Source organism: Acrocarpospora pleiomorpha, from assembly GCF_009687885.1.
Taxonomy (GTDB): domain Bacteria; phylum Actinomycetota; class Actinomycetes; order Streptosporangiales; family Streptosporangiaceae; genus Acrocarpospora; species Acrocarpospora pleiomorpha.
Genome location: NZ_BLAF01000024.1, coordinates 90,336 through 116,985 on the forward strand (window position 1 = coordinate 90,336; position 26,650 = coordinate 116,985).

The window sequence follows — 26,650 nt, forward strand, 5'->3', positions numbered from 1 at the left end:
TCCTTTTCAGTTCCTGTTGGCGTTGTAGTTCTTGGCGACCTGCTGGAGGGCGGACGCGACGTCGCCGCCCTCGAAGACGACCTTCTGGGCCGCCTTGACCGCCTCGGTGCTCAGCTCGCTGTAGTCCTCCGGATAACGCGAGGCCCGGCCGTCCTTGAGCAGGTAGTCGCGCCACCGCCCCAGCTCCTCGGCCGGCACGCTGCCCGTCGCGGGCGCCTTCGCGTACGCGGACTTGAGCACGGGCATGACGCCCGCGCCGGCGAAGATCTCCTGGGAGCTCGCGCTCAGGTAGTACTCCATGAAGCGCCAGACGTCGTCCGGGTGCTCGGTGTTGGCGCCCATCGCCAGGGTCTGGCCGGCCACGGCCGTCGGCGTCGTCTCTCCTGCCGGGTCCCCGGGCACGGGGGCGGTGACGAGGTTCTCGCCGACTCCCTCGCCGGCCCGTGTCGAGGCGACGCGGTAGCTGCCCTCGATGGCCATGGCGACGGTGCCCGCCTTGACGCTGTTGACGACGTCGTCGGCCGACATCGTCAGGGACGAGCGCGGCAGCGCGCCGTTCTCGCCGAGGCTCTTGATGTAGGAGAGGGCCTTCTGCCCGGCGGCGTCGTCGAAGACGGCGCGTCCGGTGGAGTCGAAGAGGGTGCCGCCGTAGTGCGCGGTGAGCGGCTGGAACTTCTCCATGAAGTCAGCGCCGAGCCCCTGCTCGGACATGCCGATCCCGATGCCGGCCACCTTGCCGCCGGACTTCTCGCTGATCCCCGCGGCCACGCTGCTCAGCTCGGCGAGCGTGGTGGGGGGCTCGAAGCCGTACTCGCTCAGGATGTCCTTGCGGTACCAGAGCAGCCACACGCGGGACTCCCACGGCAGGGCCATGATCTCCTTGTCGTAGGTCACGTTGTCGATCGGGAAGACGTACTCCTCCCCCTGCTTGTCCAGCCACGGCTGCACCCGCGTGGTGATCGGCTGCACGGAGCCGGCCGCCACGTGCTGGGCGAGCTGGACGCTGTAGACGTTCACGATGTCGGGGCCGCCGCCGGTCGCGGCGGCCCGGATGACCTCACCGTCGATCTTGGCGAAGTTGATGCCGGTGACCTCGACACGCACCTTCGGGTTGGCGGCGTTGAAGCCTTCGACGATCTTGGCGAGCGCCGCGCCCCGGGGGTCGTCGCCCTTGGGGTCGAGGAAGGTCCACATCGTGAGCCGGGTGACGCCGTCGGCGGAGCCCGAGCCCGAGCCGCACGCGGTCAGCAGCGTGCCGATGAGCATGAGTGAGAGGGTGGTGAGGAGATGCCGGTGGAATGTTCGATGGGACATTGCCCACTCCTTGATGTGCATGGGGAGTGATGAGGTGGGCGGGTGGAGTCAGCCCTTGCTGGCTCCGGCGGTCAGCCCGGCGACGAGCCTGCGCTCGAAGACGACGAACGCCACGATCATGGGGACGAGCGTCACGACCACCGCGGCCATGAGCTGACCCCAGACGACCCCGTACTGGGTCAGGTAGCTGTAGAGCCCGACCGACACGAGGCGCAGGTCGGGGTCGCTGACAAAGGTGCTGGCGATCAGGTAGTCGTTCCAGACGTACACGAAGGCGATGATCGAGGCCGCGCCCAGGCCCGGCCGGGCCAGCGGCAGGACGAGGCGGAGGAACGAGCCCGCCGTGGTGCATCCGTCGACCCGGCCCGACTCCTCGATCTCCACGGGGATGGTCTCGAAGAAGCCCTTGAGGATCCACACGATGGTGGGAACCTGCCAGGCGGCGTAGATGATGATCATTACTTGGTAGGTGTCGTAGATCCCCAGCTTCACCGCGAGGTAGTAGAGGGGGACCAGGATCGCGATGCCCGGGATCATCGAGGTCATGAGGATGAAGAACAGCAGGCCGTTCTTGCCCCGGAACCGGAAGCGCGCCGCCGAGTACGCCGCGGGCACGGCGATGACCAGCGTCAGCACGACGGTCGCCACGCTGACGATGACGCTGTTGAGCAGGTTCAGCGGGATCTGGCTCTCGAACAGCACCTTGCGGTAGTTCTCCAGCGTCAGCACCTGCGGAATCCACCGGGCGGGAACGGCGAAGACCTGGGACTCGGGCTTGAGCGACGTGCTGAGTCCCCACAGCATCGGCAGCAGGGCGAAGACGCTCGCCGCGGCGAGTCCCGCGTAGACGCCGACCGCCCGCCGCGCCGGCATCCTCTTCGCGCGGTCAGCCATTGTCGCTCCTCAGGACGCGGATGTAGGCGATGCCGAAGATCACGTTGAAGCCGAACAGCACGACGCTGTACGCCGCGCCCAACCCGATCTTGAAGAACTGGAAGGACTGGAGGAACGCCTGGAGGCTGAGCACCTGGGTGCCGGACAGCGGGCCGCCGCCGGTGAGGGTGTAGACGAGGGTGACCATGTTGAAGTACAGGAGCGTCAGCATGATGATCAGGATCATCAGGACGGGCTTGATCGTCGGAAGCACGATCCGCCGGAACGACTGGATCGGGCCGCACCCGTCGACCCGCGCCGCCTCCAGCACCTGGCCGGGCACGGTCTGCATCGCGGCCAGGCTGAGGATGGTCGCCAGCGGATAGCTGATCCAGACGTTGACGAGGATCAGGGCCGCCATCGAGGCGTACGGATCGGCCAGCACGTCGTGCCCGCCGAGGATGGACTGCAGCGGCCCGTACGAGGGGTTGAGCAGCCACTTCCACAGCAGGGCGGCGATCGTCTGCGAGACCACCCAGGGCAGCAGGATGATCACGCGGAAGGCGCGGCGGTACGCGACCGGCTTGTTGAGCAGCACCGCCAGCCCGACCCCGAGCGGGAGCGTGATCAGCAGGGATCCGCCCACGTACACGAAGGTCCGGATGATGTCCGGCAGGCCCCCGGCGCCCAGCACGACCCCGTAGTGCTCGAGGCCGTTGAACGCGCCCGCGCGAAGGGCGCGGGTGACGTGGACGCTGAGCCACACGGCGTAGCCGACCGGCACGATGGAGACGGCCACGACGAGGACGAGCGCGGGCACGTAAAGCAGCACCGGCCCCGCGTGGATACGGCGGCGCGGGGTCGCGGGCGCCGGCCCGCCCGCGGACCGGCGCTCGCCGGGCCGCCGCGTGGTGACGATCGTGCTCATCGCACGCCCTTCTGTGGAACGCCATCGGCGCGGTCTCGCAACCGGTGCAGCAGCGGGCCGGTCCTGTCGTAGAGATCGAGGTAGTCGTCGAACATGGCGGCGTACAGCTCGGCGTTCCGCGGGTCGGGCCGGACGGTCTCGCGGACGCGCGCCCACGTGCTCCGCCGGTCGGCGAGACCGATCGCCTCCGCCGCCAGCCGGGCGTCGCCGTACGCCGCTCCGACGAGCTCGCCGGGGATCGCCTGCTCGGCGCCGGTGACGTCGCTGACGATCCGCACCCAGAGCCGCTGCCTCGCGCCGCCCCCCACCGCGACGAGGCGCTCGGGGCTCACGCCGGCCTCCCGCAGGGTGAGCAGATTGTGGCGGACGCCGAGGGCGGTCCCCTCCAGCAGCGCCCGGTACACGTGCCCGGGTCCGTGTTCCAGGCCCAGGCCCGCGATGACGCCGCGCGCGTCGGGGTCGAAGATCGGTGTGCGCTCGCCGTCCCAGTAGGGGAGCACCACGAGTCCCGCGGCGCCGGGCGGAACCCCCGCGGCGGCGGCCTCCAGCTCCGCGTACGAGCCACCGGCGAGAGTCTGCGCGCCCCACCGCGCCACCGCCCCGAAGGCGGACATCCCGGCCGCCGCGCACCGGCTGCCCGGATCGACACCGTTCGCGGTCCACAGTCGCGGGCACGGCTGGACGTCATCGGCGTAGGCGACCAGGAACATGGTCGTGCCGTACATGATCATGCAGTCGCCGGGCGCGCGGACGCCGACGCTGTACGCCTCGGCCCACGCGTCGACGGTGCCCGCGAGCACGGGGACGCCGGTCCGCAGCCCGGTGTGCGCGGCGGCCTCGGCGGTGACCTCGCCCACGATGTCGCCAGGCCAGACGAGCGCGGGCAGTTCCAGCCCTCCGGCCACCTCGGCGGCCCAGTCCGCGGCCCAGTCCTGGGCGTTCGCGTCGTACAGCGGCACGGCCTGGCTCGCCGAGTGATGGTCGAGAACGTACGCCCCCGACAGCCTGAAGGCGATGAACGACGACGCCATGAAGAACCGGCGGGCCCGGTCCCAGACGTGCGGCTCGTTCTCGCGGACCCACTGCATCTTCGGGCCCACCGCCTGGCTGGTCAGCCCGGACCCGCACCGCCGCAGAACCTTCTCGGCGCCGAACGCCCGCTCCTGGTCGGCGATCTGCCGGGCGGCGCGGGTGTCGACCCCGTAGAGGATCGCCGGGCGCAGCGGCGTCCCCGCCTCGTCCGTGACCAGCAGGCAGGGGCCGATGCCGCTGACGCATACCGCGGCCACCCGGTCCAGGTCGCCGAGTTCCGCCGTGAGCCGCAGGACGTCGTCCCACCAGACGCGGTCGGCGTCGTGCTCGACGTGCCCGGCGGCCGGGCGGCTGGTGTGATGCTCACGCTCCGCCCGCCGGACCACCCGGCCGCCGGAGTCGCACAGCACGGCCTTGCTGCTCGACGTGCCGATGTCCAGGCCGAGGACCAGGTCGTCGCTCATCCGGCGTCCAGATCGTGGTAGTCGATGGCCAGCCGCCGGCTGACGGCCCGCAGCTCCTCCGTCCAGTCCCCCGGGATCGCGTGCACGTGGTTGGCGCCGAACGCCGAAAGGAAGGACTGCGCCGGGGCGTCGAACCGCGCGAACGCGTGTGGCCATTCGAACGTCGAGGCCCGCGCGAGCCTGGTGTGCTCCGCCTCCCCCAGGTCGACGAAGCGCCCCTTCGTCACCTGGAGCCGGTAGCGGTGGTCGTACCGGCTCAGCCGCGCGAACGTGGCCTCGCCCGGCGCGGCGATGTGATGGACCGAGGCGCCGCCCGCCGGGAAGAAGAAGACCTCCGGATAGAAGTGCACGCGGCGCAGGTTCTCCAGCGGATCGTCGCTGCGGGCGGCGTACCAGGTGGCGTGCTGGCCGGAGTTCGCCAGGTCCCAGACATCGATGTCGGCGTGGTAGTGGCGGACGTCGGCGAACAACACCGGCAGTCCGGACAGGAGCTTCAGGATCTGCATCGTCAGCGCGCCGTCCATGTCGCTCTCGGTCGCGCAGACGAACGGCTCCTTGGGGCCGTCCCAGTCGTAGGGATCGTTCAGGACCGCCTCGGCGACGTCCATCGTCGCGAAGTGGTTCGTGAGCTCAGGCTGCCCCTTGATGCCGGCGAAGTCCAGGTTCCACTCGTCGATGAGCTCGCGAACCGCGTAGTACGCGCGAATCTGACGCTCCAGCAGTTTCGGGGTCAGCGACCGGCCGTCGTAGTGCACGCCCGCGGCGTGCCGCTCCAGCCACTGCCTTCCCCGTACGACGGCGGCGTCGTCGACGTGCTCGGACCGGCGCACGATCTCCCACTGGTCGATCTCCTCGACGTCGACGCCGAACCGCTCGATCCACTGGTCGGCGTTGCTCGCCGCGGTGTACATGCCCATCGGCCTGCCGCCGATCCGGCCGAACGTCATGCCGCGCAGGCGGGCGACGGCCGCCGCCGCGCGTAGGGCGACGTCGAGCCGGCGTCCGACGGACGGGTCGCCGAGCGGGCCGAGCACCCGCTCGTGGGGCCGGCCGACCTGGTCGAGGGCGCCGCCGCCGGCCAGCAGCCCGACCATCCCCGGCTGCTCGGGCTCCATCGCTGAGTACAGCAGCACCTGGCCGCGGGTGGCCGTGGCGGCCAGCATGGTGAAGTGCGGGAACGCCCAGACCGGATAGTGATAGATCGTCAGGTCGGGCGAGCGCGAGTCCATCTCCCGCGCGAGGCGGACGGCCGCCTCGTTCGAGCTGATCGGCGCGACCATCGGCAGGACATGATGCCCCCGGGCCTCGAGTTCCTTCCGGAGCCGGGACTCACGCTGCCGGCAGAACGCGTCGAGGTCCGCTGAGACGAAGTCACGCCCGTCGGAGAACGTCAAAATCCCGATACACGCCATGACCACCTCTTTCTCGTGGAACCGGTTCCATCATGTAACAGGAACGACATATGCGACGTCAAGACTTCTAGGGTATTCTTATGGAACCGGTTCCAATGGAGGGGTGCATGGCCACCATCTACGATGTCGCGCGCCTGGCGGGAGTGGCGCCGTCCACGGTATCCCGCGTCTTCAACGGCGGCTCGGTCGCCGCCGAGCGCGAGGCGCTGGTGCGGGCCGCCGCCGAGGAGCTGAAGTTCGTGCCGGACCGCATCGCCCGCCGGCTCAACCGCAAGCGCAGCGATCTGGTGGCGCTCATCATCCCAGACATCCAGAATCCGTTCTTCACGTCCCTGGCGCGCGGGGTGGAGGACGTCGCCCAGGACGCGGGGCTGTCGCTCGTCCTGTGCAACGCCGATGACGACGAGCGGAAGCAGGACCGCTACATCGAGGCGGCCAAGGCGGAGCGCATGACGGGCGCCATCATCAGTCCCGCCTCCGGGTCGAAACTGGACCTGTCCCACCTGGTCGGCGGGGGCACGGCAGTGGTCGCGATCGACCGCCGGCCGACCGGCCACCCCATCGACCTGGTCGGCATCGACGACGAGCGCGGCGCCGAGACCGCCACGGCGCATCTGCTGGAGCAGGGGTACCGCCGAATCGCCTGCCTGGCGGGTCCGCGCAACGCTCTGACCGCCAGACGCCGGCTCCGGGGCTACCGACGCGCCCTGCGCACCGCCGGCATCGAGCCCGACCGCCGGCTGGTCCAGCACACCAACTATCGCGAGGACGGCGGGCTGGCGGCCATGGCCGACCTCCTCAGATCGAATGACCCTCCGGACGCCGTGCTCGCGACCAACAGCCTCCTGGGCGTGGGCGCCATGGAGGCGCTGCTCGACGCCGACATCAGGCCACCCGACATCGGCCTGGTGTCCTTCAGCGGCGCGAGCTGGTCACGCCTGATCAGACCCCCGCTCACGACGGTATGGCAGCCGGCCGCCGAACTCGGCCAGGCCGCCGCGAAGCTCCTCATCCGCCGGCAGCAGGAGCCGACCGCGGCGGAACAGTCCATCATCCTGGAAACGACCTTGTTCCCGAACCAGAGCTCCGCACGCCCCGCACCGTGACGCCGGTGCGACGGGAGATCGCCCCGCCGTGGCACCTCAGGAGGTGCTCGCCCATCTCGGTAGTTCAGGGCCGGCCACGCTGCCCGCGATCACGCTGCTGGAAAAAGGCTCATTGACGTGATGGTGATCAGCAGCTAACAATGTGGAAGCTCGGACCTGACGGCGGTGGCATGCCGGATGGTCTGAGGAAATGATTTGTTGTGACGTGGTCGGCGCACGCGTTCTTCCTGTGAAGGGATACGTGTGTGATGTTTCGTCATCCGCAAGCAGACGCACCTGTCGAGGGTCACGAGCTGGGCCGCAAGCTGGGTCTCAGCCGACGGCAGCTCCTCGCGGCCACCACCGGGATGGCCGCAGCGGCGGCCGTCGCCGCCTCGACGCTGAAGCCCGGACGCGCTGCGGCCGCCGAAGGTGTCCCCCTGATCCGGGACAGCAAGCGCGGCATCATCCTCTTCACCGTCCGGGACGCCATCTCCCGCAACCCGCTCACCTCCGACCTGCCCTCGGGCTTCCGCGAGGTGTTCAAGGCGCTCAGCGACATCGGTTACGAGCGTGTCGAGTTCGCCGGCTACACCCAGAACGCCAACGCCGAGGGCGGCGCCAACCTGGGGACCGTCGCCGGTGCGGAGCTGCTGCGCAAGTGGCTGGACGACAACGGGCTGCGGGCCGAGGGCAACCACGGCTTCATCCCCGCCTCCTGGCCGCTGACCCAGGCCGATCTCGACCGGTTCAAGGCGGCCCTGGAGATCTCCAACATCCTGGGCATGGACCACATGGGCACCGGCAGCGACCCCACGTCGAGCAACTACAAGGCCGACTGGGACGTCGCCGCGGCCAAGTGGAACGCGCTGGGCGAGATCGCCCGTTCCTCCGGCTATGTCAAGCTGTACACCCACAATCACGACGCGGCGTACAACTTCCTGCTGGACAGCGGGCCGCTCGATGAGCAGGGCCGCCCCACGCGCTCCTCGGGCGTCCGCAAGCTGGAGTACTTCCTCGGGATCACCGACCCCAAGTTCGTCAACCTGGAGATGGACATTTTCTGGGCGCACGTCGCCCAGTACAAGTTCACGACCTACACTGCGCCGGACGGCTCCACCCAGACGAACGTCTTCAACCCGCTCGCCCTCGTCCAGGCGCAGGAGGGCCGCTACCCGCTGTTCCACGCCAAGGATGGCGCGAGCAACACCTCGACCGCCAACGGCTACGACATGGTGCCGTTCGGCACCGGCGCCATCGACTACACCGGGTTCTTCCGCGGCCTGACCAGCGGGCACCACTACCCGATGTACGAGCAGGACAACGCGCCGGGCAACGCCACGACGGCGCCGAACCAGTCCCTGGAGTACGCCAAGATCAGCTACGACAACATGGCTGCTCTTCGCGCCTAGCCCTGCTGGGCCTGCGAGGCCGACCGGTCGCCGTGTCTGCTTCGCCGTGACCGGTCGCGTGACGACCGGTTTCCCCTGTCTCTGATTCCCGCCCAGGCCGGCGCCGGCCTGGGCCGTGGGGCCTGCTCAAGCGGGCTCCGGAGACAACTGACCGCCAGAGGAGCTCCTACAGCACCGAAGAAACCATCCCCACTCCGTGGAGAGATTCATGCGTTTCGCGCGCCGCCTTATGGTGGCCTTCTTGTCCTCGTTCCTGTTGACGACATCCCTGATGCCCGCGACGAGGGTCGTGGCACATCCCGGAGAACACAGCTCGCCACCCCCTCCGGACGAGCGCTTCCAGAAGGTCTTGCTGGAGAACACCAATCTCACGCAGCCGATGCGGATCAGTGTCGCCCCGGACGGGCGTGTGGTCTATATCGAGCGTGATGGCCGGGTAAAGGTCTGGGACCCGGCGACCAAGGCCTCCGTGGTCGCCGGTACGGTACCGGTCCGGGTCGTCGGTGAACTCGGCATGGTAGGGCTCGCGCTCGCCCCGGACTTCGCCACGACCGGCCACCTCTACCTGCATTTCTCCCGGCCGGACTGGGCGACCAGCTTCATCTCCCGGGTGTCGCGATTCACCCTCGGCGACGACAACGTGCTGGATCTCTCCTCGGAGAAGGTGATCCTGGACATCCAGCACCCGCAGGGTGTCGGTGGCGGGCACAGCGCCGGTGACCTGCTGATGTCAGATGACGGTTACCTGTTCATCGTCACCGGCGACAACACCAACTGCTGTGCCTCGCGGGGCTTTCCCGGCACCGACGAGCGTCCCGGCCAGGCGGGCGGCGACGCACAGCGGACCTCGGCCAACACCAACGACCTCAATGGCAAGATCCTGCGGATCGTGCCCAAGCCCGAGGGCGGCTACGACATCCCCGAGGGCAACCTGTTCCCGGTCGGCACCGCCAAGACCCGTCCGGAAATCTACGGGATGGGGTTCCGTAACCCCTTCACCATCGGCGACTACGACGAGGCCACGGGCAAGCTGTGGATGGCCGACTACGGGCCCGACGCGGTGCTCGCCGACCCCCAGCGCGGACCGGCCGGGCACGTGAGAGTGTTCCTCATGGACGGGCCAGGCAACTACGGCTGGCCGTACTGCACGATGAACAACGTCCCCTACAACGACTGGAATTACGTCACCGACCAGCCCGGCCCCTGGTTCGACTGCGCCGCACCGGTCAACGACTCGCCCAACAACACCGGCCTGGTGAACCTGCCGCCGATCAAGCCAGCCACCATCTATTACACCTACGACAAGCAGTCCTACTTCCCCGAACTGTACGGCGGCGGCGCCATGGCCGGACCGCAGTATCACTACGACGCCGCCAGCACCTCCAAGACCAAGTTCCCCGAGTGGTTCGACAATCGGCGGTTCTTCTTCGACTGGACCACCGACTGGATCCAGACGACGGAGTTCGACGAGAGCGGCGCACCTGCCGAGATGCATGAGTTCCTGCCTGAGCTGGACTTCCGTAAGCCGATGGACATGCAGTTCGGCCCCGACGGCTCGTTGTACGTGCTGGAGTACGGCAACGGCTGGGGCGCCAGCAACGACGACTCGGGCATATACCGGATCGACTACGTCGAAGGCAACCGGACACCCGCGATCAAGACCGACCTGAGCGCCGACTCCGGCAAGCTCCCACTCACCGTCGATTTCGACGCCTCGGCCACCACTGACCCCGACGGCGACCCGCTGACGTTCTCCTGGGACCTCGACGGTGACGGCACCGCCGATGCGACGGGGCCGACCACCAGCTACACCTACACCACGGCCGGGCAGTTCCATCCCCGCCTGACCGTCACCGACTCCGGCGGCGCCGAAGCGATCGCCAATCTTTCGGTGGTGGCCGGCAACACCCGTCCCACCGTCGAGCTCATCCTGCCCGAAGACGGCAGGTTCGCAGAGTTCGGCCAGAACCTGCCGTTCAAGGTCAAGGTGACCGACCCCGAGGACGGCACCATCGACTGCACCAAGGTCAAAGTGACCTACCAACTCGGCCACAACCAGCACGGTCACCCGATGGCCGAGGCCACACCCGGCGCCGACTGCGCAGGCGTGCTGGTGCCGGGCCGCGACGCCTCCCACGGCACCAACGCCTACGTCTTCCACGTCGTCGAGGCCTCCTACACCGACCAGGGCGGCGCCGACGACACCCCGGCGCTCGAAGGCTCCAGCGACGTCGTCCTGCACCCCCGCCAGTACGCCGCCTCCACCTATCAAAAGGGTGTCGGTGTCGGTCTCTACACCGGGCAGCTGTTCATCCCCGACACCGGCAACTGGTTCATGTTCCCTCGCGTCAACCTCAAGGACGTCGACAACCTCAACATGGAGTTCGCCACCCGCCTGCCCGGAGTCGACTTCACCGTGCACGCCGACTCTCCCACCGGACCGACCGTCGCGAGCTTCGCGAACGTGCCCGGCACCGGATCGACATCACTGTCCAGCAGGGTCTACAAGTGGTTCACCACCCCGATCACCGACCCGGGCGGCGTCCATGACCTGTACTTCGTCGCCACCTGGACCGGCGGCGTCCAGCCCGAACTGTTCGCTCGTAACTTCCAGTTCCAGACCATCCCCGACATCGGCGTCACCCTCGACCCGGCCACTCCCACCGGGAACAACGGCTGGTACGCCGGCGACGTCAAGCTCGTCTACAGCGGGCTGACCGCCGGCCTGTGGACCGGCCAATACTCCATCAACAACGGCACCACCTGGGTCAACGTACCCGCGACCGGAATCCAGACCGTGAGCGCCGACTTCAACGGAACCCTCCTCTACCGGGCCACCGACAGCGCGGGCACCGCCTCTCCGTCCCGCAGCCTCGCCCTCAAGGTCGACAAGACCACCCCTGGAATCGCCGCGATCGGCGTCGAAGCCAAGCCGTACGGCGACGCCGAGTCGATCACCCCGGTGTTCACCGCGAGCGACGCGACCTCCGGCGTCAGCAGCGTCAAGGCCACGATCGACGGCACCGACGTCGATTCCAGCACACCGGTCCCGCTGTGGTCGCTGCCGCTGGGCGAACACACCTTTACCGTCACCGCTACCGACAACGCCGGCAACACCGCCACGCAGACCGTCACCTTCACGACCCGGACCTCCTACGACGAGGTCCGCACCCTCATCACCCAGTTCCAGCTGGCCGGCAAATTCAACGCCGATACGGCCGCCAAGCTCCGCGACCGTATCGACCGTTCTCAGGAACAGGCCCTCAAGGGCAGGATCCAGCACGCCATCAACCCACTGAGGAACTTCATCTCCGAAGCAGGGAAGCCCAACAAGATCGCTGACTCCGCGGTCCGGGCCGCGCTCGCCAGAGACGGCCAGGCGCTCATCGCCGACCTGGAGGAACAGCAGTAACCAAGCCGGGGAGAGCCTCAGGGCGCGAGGCTCTCCCCCGCCACACATCTCCGCTTCCACCTGGGCAGGGCAGCCGGCTGAGCCTGGACACCTTATGCGCCGATGAGGTTGAGCAGGAGAGGCGCGCTGAGGAGGTAGGAGTGCGCGGCTCGGCCGGCGGCGGTGTGGGCGGCCTGGGAGCGGGCGAAGAGCCGGATCAGGACGGGCATGCGGTAGCGGTCGGGGGCGCGGCTCTCCAGGAGCTGGGCCTGGATCAGGGCGTCGAGGAGTGGCTGGACGTCGTCCGTGTCGCCGTCCATGAGTGCGGCGACGGGAGTGGTCACCTCCGGGAGGTCGAGGACGCCGAGCAGTTTGAAGAGTTCCCCGGCCGCGGGGTGGTGGTCGAGGTCGTGGCCTGCGGTCAGGCGCTCGCGGACGCACAGGTCGCCGTGGCTGAGTTCGGCCAGGCGGGTCTCGGGCGGGGTGAGCCGGGCCCGGCTGGTGACCAGGACGGCCGAGGTCGATCCGCCGGGGAGCAGCGGCCTCACCTGGGCGGCGTCGACGGCGTTGTCGAGCACGATGAGCATGCGCCGTCCGGCCGTCTGGGTCCGGAACAGCGCGGCGGCCTCGTCGCTGACCTCGAAGCTGCGGCGGTCGGGTCGGGTGAGGATCGTACGTTGGATGCCGTGCTCGGCGAGGATCTGTGCGCCGGCATCACGCGCGGCCGTGAACGCGTTGGGCTCTGGGTTTGTCAGGGCTTGCGTGGTTCGATTCGTGGTTTGACCCAGAAGGCGGCGTCTTGTGCGGGGTCGCCATTCGCTGTCACTTGCAGGCAGATGGTTTTTGAACCTGCGTAGGAAGCGAGTGGGACGTCCAGCGAGATCAGCCTTCCGTTAGCGCGGTCGTCAAGCTTGTCGACGATCTTTTTCTGGTTTCCCTGCTGATCGCGGACGAGAACCTGAAATCTCACGTTTCCGGCGACGGCGTATTTGTCCTGAAATCCGCCGGTGGCAAAGAACCAGTCGTCTTCTCGTAGCTGACGAGGAAGTTTGAAACATCCTCGTAGATAGCCATCGTCATCCCAATTGGGGTGTGTCAGCAAACCGCCAGCTTTTGAGCCGTCTTCAAGGGTCTCCACGTCAGGTAGTACATGGCCAGCCGGAGTGCCAGGTTGGCCACCAAATTCAATCTTTCCACGGCCCGAAGTCCAGGTGGCTCTATTCGCAATTGCCGTCAGGAAGATCGGATCCTTCCTGGGTGTGGCTATGGCCGGCTCGTTGTTGGAAGTGCTTGTAGTCGGCGTGTTCTTGGGAGTAGTTGTGAGCGGCGCGTTCCTGGGATTCGTTAGAATTGGCGCGATGAAGATCGTAGCCAGCACGAGCACTGGTAATATCAGCAGGATAATAGGCCACAACCATCGCCGTTGACTTTGCCTGGTCTCGATGTATGTGTTGTACTGCACATTGATGGCCTGATCTCCGGTGGAAGAGATCCCGCCCATCTCCCCGCCGACGCCGATTGAACGATCCCCGCTGGATGACACCATTTTCACCAGGGTTGCCGCAGCTTCGGCTGAGTCAGGGCCGGAAACGGATTGTGCCGCGCCTGGTCGACGTTCGGACGCGGTCAATGGCTGCGGGGCAGACTGCGCCGTTCGATGCTCGCGTATCGCTCCGTATCCGGCGAGGCCCAAGCTGAGCAGTCCTGCGAACGCACTGATAACGCTGCCCCATTTATCGGCGTCGTCAAGCCCGGTCCAGGCCAGCAGCACCGCCATGCCTACCAGAACAAGCCCTGCTACTACCGCGCTCACTATCCACGGTCGGTACGCCATGATCTCATGATGGCCTGCGCGACCAGAACCAGCCGACATCTCTCACAAATCACAAGGATTGTTACATCTAACAATAGTCGTGATTCAGCCCTGTGCGGTTTTGATGTCCGGATTGCACGATCAGGAGGCGTTCTACGCAGTGCGGTTTCCAGTTGTACGCCCCAAGGGCGGACTTGACCGAGTTGGGTAGGTTCAGCTTCGTGGGCGTCGGCCGCGAATTACTTCAGCCACGTCGTCGAACTCGGGTAGTCCGCCCGCTGGACCGGAGACCGCGGCCACCGTGCTGGAGTGGGGCGGTTTGATCGGGAGATTGGACCGCCAGCCGATGAAGTCCGTGATCGTGCTTCCTTCCGCGCGCTCCCGCGAGGAGTAGTAGCCCTGGTAGTGGGTGTTCCAGCTGATCGAGAAACGCAGCGGCGTTCCGGACTTGTCCGTCGACAGGTCCCACCAGACCAGGGCCGGTCCATAGGACTCGTCCGGTTCGGTCTGGGCGAGCGCCTGGAATGTCGGCGATACGGCGTAGAGATCGGAGAAGGTCAGCTTGCCCCTGTAGAGGTAGACGTCCTTGTGGACACGCCCCGTCGGATCATTGAAGGCGGGTCCGGCGATGAATTTCTTCTCGTAGGTGTCGGACAGCAACCGCTGCAGCGTCTTCGGCTCGAATATGTTGATGATCTGGTCGGTGAAGGCGCCGCCGCTGAATGTCTTGCCTCGATAGGCCCACGTTTTCCCCTTCGGCAGTGCCGGGGCATACAGCTTGCCCGCTGTGTAGAGGCGGCCGTTCACGCCAGCGGAACGGTGAATGCTGGTCTGCGCGAGCAGGCTCTTGGCCTGCAGGTCGCCGCCTGCCGCGTCCTGCTTGGCGATGGCGAGCGTACCCGGCCGTTTGAACATGACATGCCGCGTCAGATTGGAGGCGGCGACGCCACTCCTTCCAAGCTTCAGCCAGCCTTTTCGCTCGAAGTGATAGTCAAAGAGACTGGCCATGTTGTTCACGGTGCGCCCCCGACCGCCCAGCATCACCGTGCCCCATTCGATGACTTTGGCCGTCCGCGCCTGGGCCATCAACCGCTTCACCGCCGCGACGGGGTTTACGGCGGCCTCAGCGTGAGCCGGGACCAGGACAACACAGGCAATGACGGCGACGCCGACTCCGGCGGTCAAAGGTTTCACGAGCACGGATTATGGTGCCGAATTTCAGCGGCTGACCACTCGCCAGCTGATGATCGATCACAACATTTCCCGAGGCAGCGCCTGGTTGGTCCTTCGGCGGCTTGTTTCCAGATACTGGGCCTACGACACCGAACGTAAGGGCGTCCGGGCCGCGCCCTACCGCGACTGGCCCAGCCAGGGGACCTCGATGGCCGTAGTACCCGCTAGCCGCGTCCCCAAGTCCCGCCGCCCCAAGCCAGGAAAAGGCCCCAAGCCAGGACAAGGCAACGAAGTTGCCGAACCTGGCAATGCTCCCCCACCAGTCTCCCTGACGGTCACCACAACCGAGTCAACCGAGGTTGCCGATGGCAGTCGAGCCGACCACGGCAACGCGGCCAGGGCCGCGTAACACCAGTGAACTGGGCAGACCTGTGCCTTTGGCTCCCACGGACACCGAAGAGACCAGTTGAGCACCACAACGAAAGGCCCCTGATGGCATATCGCCTGTTCAGGGGCCTTCTTGCATGGGTGCGGCCGGAGGTACTCGAAACCCCAACTTCTGATCCGTAGTCAGATGCTGTAGTTCGGAGCCGCCTGATCAGCTACAGGGACGAGCATGATGGCAGTCCGTCGAAGCTGTTCTCTATGTTTCGAGAGTCCAGAGGGAAGCCATGGGGATAGCCCTGAGACGTTCGCCGAATGGCAGTGGCTGTTCGCCGCAGTAGAGGACGAAGCCTGCTTGGAAACGGTTGCCGAGACGGTCGGCGAGGTGTCTGAGCCCGCGGAAGTCGTCTGTGCGGACGGTTTCGGACGCCTTCACCTCGATGCCGATCACTGAGCCGGAGGCGTGTTCGAGGACAATATCGACTTCTACTTGGTCCTTGTCCCGGTAGTGGAAGAGCTGGACCGGTTCCTCAGACCAGGTGAGCTGACGCGCGACTTCACCGATCGCGAAGTTCTTCAGCAGGGGGCCGATGTGCGCGGTCGGGTCTTTGGCTTTCTCAATGGACAGGCCGACCAGCCGGCCCGCCAGACCAGAGTCGGTGACTATCAGTTTGGGGGTCGAGATCGCGCGAGTCGTCAGGTTTGAGGACCACGCGGGGATGCGCTTGATGACGAAGACAAGTTCCAGCAGGTCCAGGTAGCGGGTCAGCGTCATCCGTGGCAAGCCGACGTCGTTGGCGATCGATTGGACGACCGCCATGCTCGCCATCCGAGCACCGATCACGCTGAGCAGGCGACGCATCTCCGCTGGGCGCTCAATGTCCGAGATTTGCCGGACATCCCGGGTGATCAAGTCCGTGATGTAAGAGTCGAAGAATCGTGCCCGGCGCCGTCCCGCGTCCCGCCGGACTGCCTCTGGATAGCCACCGCGGAGCGCTCTCTCCACATAGTCGCGCTTGCGCAGAGATGAGGGTGGGATGACAAGGTCGGGTCCGGCAGCGAAGACCGTGTCGACGAACGCATCCGGAGTTGAGTCGATCTCTCCCTGGGAGAGAGGCCAGAGCTCGATCGTTTCGGCACGGCCAGGCAGGCTGTCTGGAAGGTCACGTAGCCCGAGTAGCCGTGCGGAGCCCGTGAGCAGGAATCTCCCCGGCCGCGGGTCTTGATCCACCTCTCGTTTGATCGGAAGGAGAAGACTGGGGACTCGCTGGATCTCATCGATCAGCAGGAGCGCGTCATGGCGTACGAACGCGACAGGATCATCCTCAGCCGCTGCCCGCACAGCAGGATCATCGAGATAGAGCGCCCGCGAACCGGGGCTGCCATCGGTGATCAATCTCGCGAGCGTGCTCTTACCGACTTGGCGGGCACCGTTGACGACAATCACTCGCGTATCCGCCAGAGCCTCTAGGGCCATGACCTCGGCACGTCGCGAGTAGAGCTTCGGACCTTCCATGCCGCTACGTTACACAAGGTCAGACCATGTGTGTGGGCGTATGGCCGAATAACTGCTGGGCGACTGGCCGGAGCTTGATGGGCATCTGGCCGAAAGGTGTGTGGGCGGTTCGCCGGTGCTCTATGGGCAGATGGACGCATCTACGTGGGCACTTCGACGAAGCAAAGCAGGGAAGGTCGGACCTCAGTCAGTCGGCAATCTCCACCCTGTCATTGGTCGTCCCCGAGCTGATCGCGGACGCCGTACGCCACTCGGATTCCGGCCGCAGCCCGGAGACGACCACCGTACGACGGCCGCGTAATACCCGCACACGCGACGGTGCGCGCATGTCGCGCATGTAGAGATTCGGTTCGCGGTTCCGACTCTCCCACTGAGTGGGTCCCAGCGGAGGGGCCGTCAGGACAGGAGCGAAGCGAACATGACAAAGGTGACGGCACAGATGTCGGTGTCGCTCGACGGGTTTTACGCCGGTCGGGAGCACAGTGGCGAGCCGCAGGATTGGCTGGAGTCGGCGGAGGCTGCGGGATTCTTCCGGGTTACCCGGTGGGTGATCGACGCCATGGCTTGGCGGGAACGGCAAGGGTTCGCGGGCGGCGAGCAGGACGTCAATTCGGACATCATGGCTGAGACGTTCGAGGCCGCGGGGGCGTACGTCATGGGGCGGCGCATGGCGGACGGTGGTGAGGTTCCCTGGGGTGACGAGCCGCCGTTTCGGGCGCCGGTGTTCGTCGTGACCCATCGGCCCCGCGAGACGCTGGTGCGTCAGGGCGGGACCAGCTTCACCTACGTGACCGACGGGATCGCCAGCGCCGTGGAACAGGCACGCGCCGTGGCGAAGGGCAAGAATGTGGCGGTCGCCGGTGGGGGGAGCCTGCTCCGGCAGGTGATCAAGGCCGGGCTGCTGGACGAGCTGGAGCTGCATATCGTCCCGGCCGTGCTGGGTACGGGGATGCGCCTGCTGGATGCCGACCTCGATCTCGCGGAGAAGGAGGCGATCGAGCTCACGCCCACGCGAGTGATCCATACCCCTGAGGTCACGCACATCCGCTACACCGTCAATGGACGGGCCGCCCTCCTCCTCGACGACCGCGGCAGAGGAACCGACGCACCGTAGCCAAGACGTCCGGCACCGAGGGTGCTCGGTGCCGGACGGTTCGGCTAGCGGGCGGCCCGCAGGATCAACTTCGTCACCACGTCGGGGTGGCTCATCATCGCGACGTGCGAGCTGTCGATCTCAACGGTCGTGGCGCCGGCTCGCTTCGCCATCGCGCGCTCGGCTTCCGGCGGGATGATCCTGTCCTGCCGGGCGACGAGGTACCAGCTCGGCACCGACTTCCAAGCCGGCGGACCGGACGGCGTGACGAGCGCCGCCAGCGCCCCGGGCCGCTGGGTGGCGGCCATGACGCCGGTCGTGCTCCGCGGCAGATCCTGCGCGAACAGGCGGTGGAAGTAGGCCGGGTCGATGTAGGCGTCCCCGTCTCCGGGGGCGGCACCCGGGTAGGGCCGTACGATCAGGTGGTCGGTCACGTCGGTGTGGCCACCGCCCAGCGCATTGGCGGCGGCGACGCTTTCGCCCTCGTTCAAGGCGTAGGCCGCCACGTAGACCAGGCCCTTGACCTTCGGGTTCCCCGTGGCGCCGTTACTGATCACCGCGCCGCCGTAGGAATGTTCCTGCCGCGGGCCCGCGCCGAGCTCGACGCCGTCGGCGCGAAGCCGGTCGCCCGCAGCGGCTCCGGCACACCCGAGCTGACCGCTCAGGAGTTGACCATCGCCCGGCCGGCGGAGGTCGGACGTACGAATCCGGAGATAGCGGCCAATCTCTTCATCAGTGTGAACACGGTCGACTACCACCTGCGCACGGTGTTCCAGAAGCTCGGCATCGCCTCACGGCGTCAGCTCACGGACAAGCTGGAAGCCGGCTGAGCGACTACGTGAATCACGTGGTCCGCGTGAGCGGGCTTCGCGGCACGCTCGATCCACCTATCGAGCCAAAGGAGGCCACGTGCCCTACGTCACCGCCGACGACGGAGCCCGGATCTTCTACAAGGACTGGGGGACCGACGGATCCCCGGTTCTGCTGAGCCACGGCTGGCCGCTGAACTCCGACGCGTGGGAGGCGGCCGCGCTCTTCCTCGCCAAGCACGGGCACCGCGCCATCGCCCATGACCGGCGTGGCCACGGCCGCTCGTCGCAGACCTGGCACGGCAACGAGATGGACACCTACGCCGACGACCTGGCCTGCCTGATCGAACACCTCGACCTGCGGGACCTCACCTTGGTCGGGCACTCGACGGGTGGCGGGGAGGTCGTGCACTATGTCGGTCGTCACGGTAGCAACCGGGTCTCGAAGGTGGTCCTGGTGTCCGCCGTGCCGCCGCTGATGCTGCGTACCGACGACAACCCCGAAGGGTTGCCGATCGAGGTCTTCGACGAGATCCGGGCGGGCGAGGCCGCGAATCGGTCCCAGCTCTACCGGAACCTGGCCGACGGTCCGTTCTTCGGGCATAACCGCAGGCAGGACGTCGACCAGGGCTTCCGGGACGCGTTCTGGCTGCAGAGCATGGCGTGCGGGCACCGAGCCGCGTACGAATGCATCGCCGCCTTCTCGGCCACCGACTTCCGGCCGGATCTGGCGAAGATCGACGTCCCTGCCCTGGTCATCCACGGCGACGACGACCAGATCGTGCCGTTCGAGGTCGGGGGAAAACGCTCGGCCGAATTGATCGACGGCGCCGTCCTGAAGGTCTACGAGGGCAGTGGACACGCCCTGCCGGACACCGGCCGCGACCGCCTGCACGCCGACCTGCTCGAATTCATCGACGCCTGACCCGCCGAAGGAGCCTTCATCATGAGCGACACCATCCGTCCCGACACCATCGTCCTCGTCCACGGCCTGTGGATGACGCCCCGCAGCTGGGAGGACTGGGTCACGTACTTCGAGGCCAAGGGCTTCACCGTGCTCGCCCCCGCCTACCCGGGCTTCGAGATCGAAGTCGAGGCACTCCGCGAGAACCCGGACATCATCGCCAAGCTGACCGTCCCCGAGACCGTCGCCCACCTCGCCTCCGTCATCGAGTCCGTTCCGACTCCGCCGATCATCATGGGCCACTCCTTCGGCGGCACGCTCACCCAGCTGCTGCTGGCCCGCGGGCTGGGAGCGGCCGCGGTGGTCATCGACTCCGCGCCCACCGAGGGAGTCCGGGTCAACCCGCTGTCGCAGGCGAAATCCCTGTTCCCCGCGCTGAAGAACCCGGCCAATCGGCACAGAGCCGTCGGCTTCACTCCCGAGGAGTTCCACTACGCCTTCACCAACACCCTCAGCGAGGAGGAGTCGCGCAAGGTGTGGGACCGCTACGCCATCGCGGCCCCCGGCCACTGGGTGTGGGAGTACGGACTGTTCGCGAACTTCAAGCCCGGCCACCAGGACACCTGGGTCGACTACTCCGCGGACCGCGCGCCGCTGCTGTTCATCGGCGGCGAGAAGGACCACATCATGCCGCCGTCGGTGAACAAGTCGAACGCCAAGCATTACAACAAGTCTCCCGCGATCACGGAGTACTACGAGTTCGAGGGCCGCGACCACTGGACCTGCGGCGCACCCGGTTGGGAGGCCGTAGCCGACCACGCCTTGGCCTGGGCCCTGGAGCACGCGACGTCAGCCAGGGGTTCCGCCGCGTCGTAGGTTGGAGAGGGTCACCAGGCGGCGCAGGCGCGTCATGGTGGCCTGGCGGAATCGGTGCAGCGTTTCGGGCGCGAAATCATCGGATGCCGGTGACTCGTGCTCGAAATTGCCGTGGTGCTCCCGGCCGAGTACGAGAAGTGCGCCGTCCCGATGGCCGGTCGGGATCACCCACGGGGTGACGTAGCCGAACATCCGGTCGGCGCTCGTCTGGTTCGGCGCGAGCCGTCGATGTGATCCGACAGATCACATCGAAGCGAACGGGGCAGGCCGCGCTGGTAGGCCCGGATCAGGCGGCGCGGCACCAGCAGGTGTCGGCCGTTGACGACGATGGCCACCAAGTCGGGGGCCGTGGCCTTCCACTGGGAGCGGCGGTGCCTGGTATTGCTGCGAGACGCCCTGCGTTCGGGAACAGCCACGGCTACCAGCTCGCCTTCGTGATGCCGGGCAGCTCGCCCCGGTGAGCCATCTCGCGGAACCGGATCCGCGAGATGCCAAACTTGGTCAGGTGGCCGCGGGGGCGTCCGTCGACGGAGTCGCGGTTGCGTACGCGGGTAGCGCTGGCGTCGCGGGGCTGCCTGGCCAGTTCTCGTACGGCTGCCGCCTTCTCCTCGGGGGTTCCAGTGCGAATGATCTCCTTCAGCTCCGCTCTACGAAGGGCGAAGCGGGCGACGACGAGGCGGCGCCGTTCGTTGGCTGCGATCTTGCTCTTCTTCGCCATCAGACTTTCTCTCCCCGGGCGCGGATCCGGGCCACGGCTGCCTCGACGCCGATCTTGTCGACGGTGGCAGTGAGCCGACATCAGGTTCTCCCGTAGCGCTGGTTGAAGCGCTCCACCCGGCCCGCGGTGTCCAGGACCCGGCTCTTGCCGGTGTAGAAGGGGTGGCTCGCCGAGGAGACGTCGACATCGACGAGGGGGTAGGTGTTGCCGTCCTCCCACTCGATCGTCTTGCCGCTGGTCATGGTCGAGCGGGTCAGGAAGGCGAAACCCGCGCTCGGATCGCGGAACACCACCGGGTGGTAGTCGGGGTGAATGCCCTTCTTCATCGGTCCTCCCGGAATTCGACGTGCTTGCGGATGATCGGGTCGTACTTGTTGAGGGTGAGCCGGTCGGGGGTGGTACGGCGGTTCTTGCGGGTCACGTAGGTGTAGCCGGTGCCCGCTGTGGATCGCAGTTTGATCACCGGTCGTAGCTCGTTTCTGGCCAAGGCCGAGGTCCCTTCCTGTTGCCGACCATGCAATGATAACGATAATTGTTTTCATTCTCGCAACTCGGGAGGTCCCGTGCCCACCCCTGTCGTCCTGGTCGCCGGCCTGCACGCCTCGGCGCGCACCGCCACCGTCGACCGGTTCCTGGCCGACCATCCAGGCGCCGTAGCCATCCACCACGACCTGTGCGAGGTCACCTCCGGAAGAGTCGAGCGCGTGGTGCGCGACGCCTCCGGCGTACAGGACCTGGCCGAGGTACGGCTGGCGCACGGCTGCGTCACCTGCACCGTTCGCGAGGATCTGCTCCCCCAGCTGATCCGGCATGCCGCCACCGCGTCCCTGCTGGTCGTGGACCTGTGGGACTCGGTCGAACCCCGCTCGGTGGCCGAGGCGCTCAACTGCGAGGAAGCCCGCGAGGTCCTGCGCCTGACCTGCGTGCTGACCGCGCTGCGCACCGAGCATCTGCCGGTCGACATCACCCGCGGCGAGCGCCTGTCAGAAACCGGCCGGGGCGCGGCGTCCGGCGACCGGCGCTACCTGGCCGAAGTGCTGGCCCGGCAGGTCGAGTACGCCACCGCCCTGGTCCTGCACGGCGGCGACGAGGAGGGCCTCGATCTCGCCCGCGCCCTGCTCACCCACCTCGCGCCCATCACCCCGGTCTTCACCGAGTCCCTGCCCGACGTGACCGGCACCGCGCTGCGCACCCGGGAACTGGCAGAACGCGTCGACCCCGCCACCGCCCTGCTGCCCTGCGACGCGCAGACCGGCGAGGTCACCACCATCGTCTGGCGCCGGTTGCGGCCGCTGCACCCCGCCCGCCTCTTCGAGGCCGTGGACCAGCTGGTCACCGAATCGGTCCGCTCCCGCGGGCGGTTCTGGCTGGCCACCCGGCCCGAACGTTTGCTCGCCTGGGACGCCGTCGCGGGCGCACTGTCCATCGAGGACACCGGCCCGTGGCTGGCCGCACTCCCGGAAGCCTCCTGGGACCTGATCTCCCCCGCCCGCCGCATGGCCGCCAGCCTGGACTGGACCGACCTCCTCGGCGATCGCATCCAGCACCTGGTCTTCACCGGCCCCGACCTCGACCGCGACCGCATCCACACCCTGCTCGACTCCTGCCTGCTCACCCCAGCCGAGGCCGTATGCGGCTCCCACGTGTGGGCCGGCTACGACGACCCGTTCGCCCCCGTACTCGGCCTAGAGGAGATCGTTTGAAGCCTCGCACACTCCCCACAGCCACGGCCCACGATCACCGCAAGCGAAGCCCGGCGTCGGCTGTTCCCTCTCATCGACGAGGTGAATGAGGACAGCATGGCCGTGGAGATCGTCGCCAAGCACAACCGCGCCTACCTCGTGCCTGCTGCCGAGTACGAAGCGCTGAAGGAGACGGCGCACCTGTTGCGCTCACCGGCCAACATGCGCAGGCTCATCGCCTCTTATCAGCACGCCCTGGATGGCCGTCACGAAATCCGGGAGCTCATCGACGTCGACGACCAGGCATGAAGCTCTCTTTCACGCCCGAAGCCTGGGAGGACTACTCCTCCTGGCTCGCCACCGACCGGCAAGTCCCGAAACGGATAAATCGGCTTATCGAAGACGCCCTGCGCGACCCGTACGCGGGCATTGGCAAACCCGAGCCGCTCAAACACGCCCTTCAGGGAGTCTGGTCCCGAAGGATCGCCGAAGAACACCGGCTCGTCTACCTTCCACGCGATGACGAACTGATCATTCTTCAGGCCCGCTACCGCTACTGAGCACGACATCGGCGGGCGATGCCTGCTCAGCGACGCGTGCGTGCGGCACGGAGACCTCAGCGAACCGCCGCCTCCACCGCCGCCACGACAGCCTCGACGCCGCCACGCGACGGGGCACCGTGCCCGGGAAGCACCCACTTCGCTCGGGTCGCCAGCAGCGCCCGCAGCGAGGCGATCGCCTGATCGGGCGCATCGGTGAAGGGAGCCGGCTGTGGCCCCTGCTTTCCGGTGAGGACATGACGCGTCGTCAGTCCGTCGCCCACGAACACGGCGTCGACGTCAGGGATGTGGATCGCGATGCTGCCCGGAGAGTGACCGGGAAGGGCAATGATCTTCGGCGCCCCGGGCAGGTCGAGGATCTCCCCGTCGCGCACTTCGATGACCTCTGTGAGCCACGTGGTGCGCATTCCGCCCTTGCTGAGCGAGTAGGCCACGAACCCGAGAAGCGGCCCAAGACGCATCGCCTGCTTCGCATTCTTCGGCTTGGGTCCGCCCTTCGCCCGCTCGGCGTCACCCGGATGCACGTACACCGGCACTCCGTGTTCGCGCCGCAGCCGCTCGGCGAAACCGACATGATCGGAGTCGCCATGAGTGAGGATGACGCCCCTCACTTCCTCGACGGACCGCCCCATCGCCTTGAGTTCAACGAGCAGATCGCGCCAGTGTCCGGGCAATCCGGCATCGACGACGGTCACGCCCTCGGGCGCCTCGACGAGATACGCGGCCACGATGTCGTTGCCGATGCGGTGGAGGTGCGGAGCAAGTTTCATGATGGCTACGCTAAATAGCCATCATGGCTACTGTCAATAGCTATACTGTGGATATGCCAACTCCGGACCGTACCTCGCTCGACGCTATCGTCCTCGCAGCTCGCGACCTACTCGAGGCGGATGGCCTGGCAGGCGTCACCATGCAGGCCGTTGCCACACGAGTCGGTGTGCGCGCTCCTTCGCTCTACAAGCGCGTGCAAAGCCGCGAGGACCTCATCCGTCTCGTCGCCGAGGCGACCCTACGCGACCTGGCAGACCGCGTGAACCCGGCTGAGACCGCAGTGGACCTCTTGAACGGGCTCCGGACGTTCGGGAAGGAGCGTCCGGCCGCGTTCCAGCTGGTGATGACCCCGGGACCCGGCACGCCGAGGGTGGGCGAGGAGGTGAACATCGCGTCGAGTGCGGCGATCCTCCGCGTTGCGACCGACCTCGCCGGCGAAGCCGAGGCGCTCGAAGCAGCACGCACGTTGACGGCATGGGCGACCGGTTTCATCAGCATGGAACTGAACGGGAGCTTCCGTCTTGGCGGCGACGTCGACGGGGCGTGGGAGTTCGGGGTGGCGCGGCTCATCGCTGCGGTCGGCATGCCGTCACCGGGCTGATCCGACGCGTCGCCGGACGCAAAGTGGTCGCCTACCGTGGCGGCGCTGAGTGGCGTGATCATCTGGGCAGAGTTCCAAGGGGAGTACGAGGGCAAATACGCTCATACGGGTAGGAACCAGTCATGACCAGAGTCATCGCGTTTGATGTCAACGAGAGTCTGCTTGACCTCTCCGTGCTCGACGAGGCCTTCGAGGTGTTGCTGGGGTCGGCTGCTCTTCGGGAGCAGTGGTTCAGGCAGATGTTGCAGATCACGTTCGTCGGTGGGCTGACCGGTGATTATGTGGACTACAGCACGGCTCAGCATGCCGCGTTGTTGATGCTGGGCGAACGGCACGGTAGGACGGTCTCGGCGGCGGACGCGGCTGGGGTTGTCGAGCGGATGAGCTCGCTGCCCGCCCATCCTGAGGTCGTCGGCGCGCTCCAGCGTCTGAGGACCAGCCCACTCAAGATGGTGGCACTGACGAATTCTGTGGGTCCGGTCGCCGAGGCGCAGCTCGCCAACAGCGGTATACGCGGGTATTTCGACGCCGTGATCTCGGCAGACAGCGTGAAACAGCTCAAACCGCTGCCTGATCCCTATCGGGCCGCCGCGAAGACCTTCGGTGTTGATATCTCGGAGGTGCGGCTGGTGGCTGCGCACTGGTGGGACACGTGGGGCGCGCTTGCCGCGGGCTGCAAGGCGGCCTTCATCGCGCGGCCGGGCATGGTTCTCAGCCCCATTGGGCGGCGTCCGGACATCATCGGCGCCGACCTGGCCGATGTCGTCGACCAGATCTTCGAGGTGGATGTCGCCTGACCTACTGGAACAAGGGCCCGATTGGACCTCGACCTTTGGCATTGGGAGGGGGCGCCATGCGTGCCATCGTTATCGAGAGATTCGGGGGGCCGGAGTGCTTGGAGTATCGGGAGTTGCCGGAACCTGAGCCTGTGGCCGGACAGGTTGTCATTGAGATCAAGGCTTTTGGGCTCAACCATGCCGAGATGCATATGCGTAGAGGTGAGTGGGCCGAGGCGGCGCCGGTGAGCGGTATCGAGTGTGTTGGACTCGTGCACGCCTGTCCCGATGGGGAGTTTCCCGTGGGAGCCAAGGTGGCCGCGTTGATGGGTGGTCTCGGGCGTACGATCAACGGGAGTTACGCCGAATTCACCCGGGCTCCGGCCTCGAACGTGGCGCTCATCGAGTCCGACCTGCCGTGGGCCGAGTTGGCCGCCATTCCGGAGACGTACGCCACCGCCTGGACCTGCCTGTTCCGCAACCTGCAGATCACCAAGGGACAGACGCTGGTCGTCAGGGGTGGCACCTCCTCCTTCGGGCAGGCGGCGATCGGCCTCGCCGTCGACGCTGAGGCGCGGGTCATTGCCACCACCCGGGACCGTAATCGCTTCGGCCTGTTGGAAGACCTTGGTGCGGAACGCGGTGAGGTGGAAGGTCCGGCGCTCGCCCTGCGGATCCCTGAGGCCAAGCGGATCGACGCCGTCCTCGACCTGATCGGGAACAGCACCATCCTCGACTCGCTGGCGATGCTGCGCCGGGGCGGGCGTGCCTGCCTGGCGGGATGGCTCGGCGGGCTCGACCCGATCGCCGACTTCAACCCGCTGGGGCAAATGGCGAGCGGCGTCTATCTCACTTTCTTCGCCAGTTTCGTCTTCGGCACCCCCGGCTTCCCGCTGTCCGACGTACCACTCCAAGCGATCGCCGAACGGGTGGCGGCCGGTCGCCTGCGGGCCAAGCCCTCGCGCGTGTTCGGCTTCGAAGAGATCCGCGAGGCTCATCGCGTCATGGAAGCCGGTACGGCCAGGGGCAAGATGGTGGTCGTCCACGAGTGAAGCATGCGTGC

28 protein-coding genes and 1 pseudogene are annotated in these 26,650 nt (G+C 67.0%); 13 read left to right on the forward strand and 16 right to left on the reverse strand.

Annotated features, from left to right (window positions below):
* Nucleotides 1-6 precede the first annotated feature (6 nt).
* From Aple_RS22045 to Aple_RS22065, 5 genes are read right to left on the reverse strand one after another with little or no spacing between them, the layout of a single operon-like run.
* A complete protein-coding gene (locus Aple_RS22045; protein ID WP_170321616.1) occupies nucleotides 7-1,314 on the reverse strand; it encodes an ABC transporter substrate-binding protein in 1,308 nt (435 codons plus the stop codon).
* A gap of 48 nt (nucleotides 1,315-1,362) precedes the next feature.
* Nucleotides 1,363-2,208, reverse strand: a complete 846-nt coding sequence (locus Aple_RS22050; RefSeq protein ID WP_155346558.1) for a carbohydrate ABC transporter permease — start codon at nucleotides 2,206-2,208, stop codon at nucleotides 1,363-1,365.
* A complete protein-coding gene (locus tag Aple_RS22055) occupies nucleotides 2,201-3,115 on the reverse strand; it encodes a carbohydrate ABC transporter permease (RefSeq protein ID WP_155346559.1) in 915 nt (304 codons plus the stop codon). Before Aple_RS22055 ends, Aple_RS22050 begins: the two co-directional genes overlap by 8 nt.
* The gene (locus Aple_RS22060; RefSeq protein WP_155346560.1) at nucleotides 3,112-4,611 is read right to left on the reverse strand and encodes an FGGY-family carbohydrate kinase; all 1,500 of its coding nucleotides are present in this window, start codon (nucleotides 4,609-4,611) and stop codon (nucleotides 3,112-3,114) included. Before Aple_RS22060 ends, Aple_RS22055 begins: the two co-directional genes overlap by 4 nt.
* Nucleotides 4,608-6,023 carry an L-fucose/L-arabinose isomerase family protein gene (locus Aple_RS22065; RefSeq protein ID WP_155346561.1) on the reverse strand — a complete coding sequence of 472 codons (1,416 nt, stop codon included), beginning with the start codon at nucleotides 6,021-6,023 and terminating at the stop codon, nucleotides 4,608-4,610. Before Aple_RS22065 ends, Aple_RS22060 begins: the two co-directional genes overlap by 4 nt.
* 107 nt (nucleotides 6,024-6,130) lie before the next feature.
* Between Aple_RS22065 and Aple_RS22070 the strand changes: the two genes are divergently transcribed.
* The 3 genes from Aple_RS22070 (at nucleotide 6,131) to Aple_RS22080 (ending at nucleotide 11,932) form a co-directional block, all read left to right on the forward strand.
* Complete coding sequence (locus Aple_RS22070; RefSeq protein ID WP_155346562.1) at nucleotides 6,131-7,129, forward strand: LacI family DNA-binding transcriptional regulator; 999 nt, start codon at nucleotides 6,131-6,133, stop codon at nucleotides 7,127-7,129.
* Nucleotides 7,130-7,377: 248 nt separating this feature from the next.
* A complete protein-coding gene (locus Aple_RS22075; RefSeq protein ID WP_155346617.1) occupies nucleotides 7,378-8,520 on the forward strand; it encodes a sugar phosphate isomerase/epimerase family protein in 1,143 nt (380 codons plus the stop codon).
* Nucleotides 8,521-8,728: 208 nt separating this feature from the next.
* On the forward strand, nucleotides 8,729-11,932 hold the full coding sequence (locus tag Aple_RS22080) for a PQQ-dependent sugar dehydrogenase (protein WP_155346563.1): 3,204 nt from the start codon (nucleotides 8,729-8,731) through the stop codon (nucleotides 11,930-11,932).
* A gap of 92 nt (nucleotides 11,933-12,024) precedes the next feature.
* Here the strand turns inward: Aple_RS22080 and Aple_RS22085 are convergent, their stop codons facing one another.
* The 4 genes from Aple_RS22085 to Aple_RS22100 all read right to left on the reverse strand — a co-directional run bounded on the left by Aple_RS22085 (nucleotide 12,025) and on the right by Aple_RS22100 (nucleotide 16,797).
* Nucleotides 12,025-12,498, reverse strand: coding sequence for a hypothetical protein (locus Aple_RS22085; RefSeq protein WP_155346564.1), 474 nt, complete (start codon nucleotides 12,496-12,498; stop codon nucleotides 12,025-12,027).
* Between the two features lie 164 nt (nucleotides 12,499-12,662).
* On the reverse strand, nucleotides 12,663-13,688 hold the full coding sequence (locus tag Aple_RS22090) for a hypothetical protein (protein ID WP_170321617.1): 1,026 nt from the start codon (nucleotides 13,686-13,688) through the stop codon (nucleotides 12,663-12,665).
* A gap of 249 nt (nucleotides 13,689-13,937) precedes the next feature.
* A complete protein-coding gene (locus Aple_RS22095; protein ID WP_155346566.1) occupies nucleotides 13,938-14,918 on the reverse strand; it encodes a hypothetical protein in 981 nt (326 codons plus the stop codon).
* 622 nt (nucleotides 14,919-15,540) lie between these two features.
* On the reverse strand, nucleotides 15,541-16,797 hold the full coding sequence (locus tag Aple_RS22100; RefSeq protein WP_174889856.1) for an ATP-binding protein: 1,257 nt from the start codon (nucleotides 16,795-16,797) through the stop codon (nucleotides 15,541-15,543).
* Nucleotides 16,798-17,215: 418 nt separating this feature from the next.
* On the opposite strand from Aple_RS22100, the gene Aple_RS22105 reads away from it, so the two are divergent.
* Nucleotides 17,216-17,911: a dihydrofolate reductase family protein gene (locus Aple_RS22105; RefSeq protein WP_155346567.1), complete on the forward strand. Its 696-nt coding sequence runs from the start codon at nucleotides 17,216-17,218 to the stop codon at nucleotides 17,909-17,911.
* A 44-nt stretch (nucleotides 17,912-17,955) separates the two neighbouring features.
* Here the strand turns inward: Aple_RS22105 and Aple_RS22110 are convergent, their stop codons facing one another.
* The gene (locus Aple_RS22110) at nucleotides 17,956-18,447 is read right to left on the reverse strand and encodes an alpha/beta fold hydrolase (RefSeq protein WP_218038458.1); all 492 of its coding nucleotides are present in this window, start codon (nucleotides 18,445-18,447) and stop codon (nucleotides 17,956-17,958) included.
* A gap of 15 nt (nucleotides 18,448-18,462) precedes the next feature.
* Here Aple_RS22110 and Aple_RS22115 point away from each other — a divergent pair, with 15 nt between their 5' ends.
* From Aple_RS22115 to Aple_RS22125, 3 genes are all read left to right on the forward strand, one after another.
* Entirely contained in the window at nucleotides 18,463-18,720 is a 258-nt protein-coding gene (locus tag Aple_RS22115) for a helix-turn-helix domain-containing protein (RefSeq protein WP_155346619.1), read from the forward strand.
* Between the two features lie 79 nt (nucleotides 18,721-18,799).
* Nucleotides 18,800-19,624 (forward strand): alpha/beta fold hydrolase, encoded by an 825-nt coding sequence (locus tag Aple_RS22120; RefSeq protein WP_155346568.1) that lies wholly within the window; start codon nucleotides 18,800-18,802, stop codon nucleotides 19,622-19,624.
* A gap of 21 nt (nucleotides 19,625-19,645) precedes the next feature.
* Nucleotides 19,646-20,479 carry an alpha/beta hydrolase gene (locus Aple_RS22125; protein WP_155346569.1) on the forward strand — a complete coding sequence of 278 codons (834 nt, stop codon included), beginning with the start codon at nucleotides 19,646-19,648 and terminating at the stop codon, nucleotides 20,477-20,479.
* Here Aple_RS22125 and Aple_RS22130 read toward each other — a convergent pair.
* From Aple_RS22130 to rpmG, 5 genes and pseudogenes are all read right to left on the reverse strand, one after another.
* Nucleotides 20,453-20,671, reverse strand: a complete 219-nt coding sequence (locus Aple_RS22130; RefSeq protein WP_155346570.1) for a hypothetical protein — start codon at nucleotides 20,669-20,671, stop codon at nucleotides 20,453-20,455. The two genes, Aple_RS22125 and Aple_RS22130, sit on opposite strands and share 27 nt — an antisense overlap.
* Before the next feature lie 71 nt (nucleotides 20,672-20,742).
* Nucleotides 20,743-20,895, reverse strand: a pseudogene (gene rpmF / locus Aple_RS54595) (50S ribosomal protein L32); the annotation flags it as partial.
* 2 nt (nucleotides 20,896-20,897) lie between these two features.
* A complete protein-coding gene (gene rpsN, locus Aple_RS22140; RefSeq protein WP_425544268.1) occupies nucleotides 20,898-21,278 on the reverse strand; it encodes a 30S ribosomal protein S14 in 381 nt (126 codons plus the stop codon).
* Nucleotides 21,278-21,523, reverse strand: a complete 246-nt coding sequence (locus Aple_RS22145) for a type B 50S ribosomal protein L31 (RefSeq protein ID WP_155346573.1) — start codon at nucleotides 21,521-21,523, stop codon at nucleotides 21,278-21,280. Before Aple_RS22145 ends, rpsN begins: the two co-directional genes overlap by 1 nt.
* Nucleotides 21,520-21,684, reverse strand: coding sequence for a 50S ribosomal protein L33 (rpmG, locus tag Aple_RS22150; RefSeq protein ID WP_155346574.1), 165 nt, complete (start codon nucleotides 21,682-21,684; stop codon nucleotides 21,520-21,522). Before rpmG ends, Aple_RS22145 begins: the two co-directional genes overlap by 4 nt.
* Nucleotides 21,685-21,760: 76 nt before the next feature.
* On the opposite strand from rpmG, the gene Aple_RS22155 reads away from it, so the two are divergent.
* Genes Aple_RS22155 through Aple_RS22165 form a run of 3 tightly spaced genes read left to right on the forward strand, consistent with a single transcriptional unit; the run spans nucleotide 21,761 to nucleotide 23,439 of the window.
* The gene (locus Aple_RS22155) at nucleotides 21,761-22,900 is read left to right on the forward strand and encodes a CobW family GTP-binding protein (protein ID WP_155346575.1); all 1,140 of its coding nucleotides are present in this window, start codon (nucleotides 21,761-21,763) and stop codon (nucleotides 22,898-22,900) included.
* Between the two features lie 33 nt (nucleotides 22,901-22,933).
* A complete protein-coding gene (locus Aple_RS22160) occupies nucleotides 22,934-23,188 on the forward strand; it encodes a type II toxin-antitoxin system Phd/YefM family antitoxin (protein WP_155346576.1) in 255 nt (84 codons plus the stop codon).
* Complete coding sequence (locus Aple_RS22165) at nucleotides 23,185-23,439, forward strand: Txe/YoeB family addiction module toxin (protein WP_155346577.1); 255 nt, start codon at nucleotides 23,185-23,187, stop codon at nucleotides 23,437-23,439. Before Aple_RS22160 ends, Aple_RS22165 begins: the two co-directional genes overlap by 4 nt.
* 56 nt (nucleotides 23,440-23,495) lie before the next feature.
* On the opposite strand, the gene Aple_RS22170 is transcribed toward Aple_RS22165, so the two are convergent.
* Entirely contained in the window at nucleotides 23,496-24,209 is a 714-nt protein-coding gene (locus Aple_RS22170) for an MBL fold metallo-hydrolase (protein ID WP_155346578.1), read from the reverse strand.
* Nucleotides 24,210-24,262: 53 nt separating this feature from the next.
* On the opposite strand from Aple_RS22170, the gene Aple_RS22175 reads away from it, so the two are divergent.
* From Aple_RS22175 to Aple_RS22185, 3 genes are all read left to right on the forward strand, one after another.
* The gene (locus Aple_RS22175) at nucleotides 24,263-24,811 is read left to right on the forward strand and encodes a TetR/AcrR family transcriptional regulator (RefSeq protein WP_155346579.1); all 549 of its coding nucleotides are present in this window, start codon (nucleotides 24,263-24,265) and stop codon (nucleotides 24,809-24,811) included.
* A 122-nt stretch (nucleotides 24,812-24,933) separates the two neighbouring features.
* Nucleotides 24,934-25,608: a haloacid dehalogenase type II gene (locus tag Aple_RS22180; RefSeq protein ID WP_155346580.1), complete on the forward strand. Its 675-nt coding sequence runs from the start codon at nucleotides 24,934-24,936 to the stop codon at nucleotides 25,606-25,608.
* Nucleotides 25,609-25,664: 56 nt separating this feature from the next.
* Nucleotides 25,665-26,639 (forward strand): zinc-binding alcohol dehydrogenase family protein, encoded by a 975-nt coding sequence (locus tag Aple_RS22185; RefSeq protein WP_155346581.1) that lies wholly within the window; start codon nucleotides 25,665-25,667, stop codon nucleotides 26,637-26,639.
* Nucleotides 26,640-26,650 lie beyond the last annotated feature (11 nt).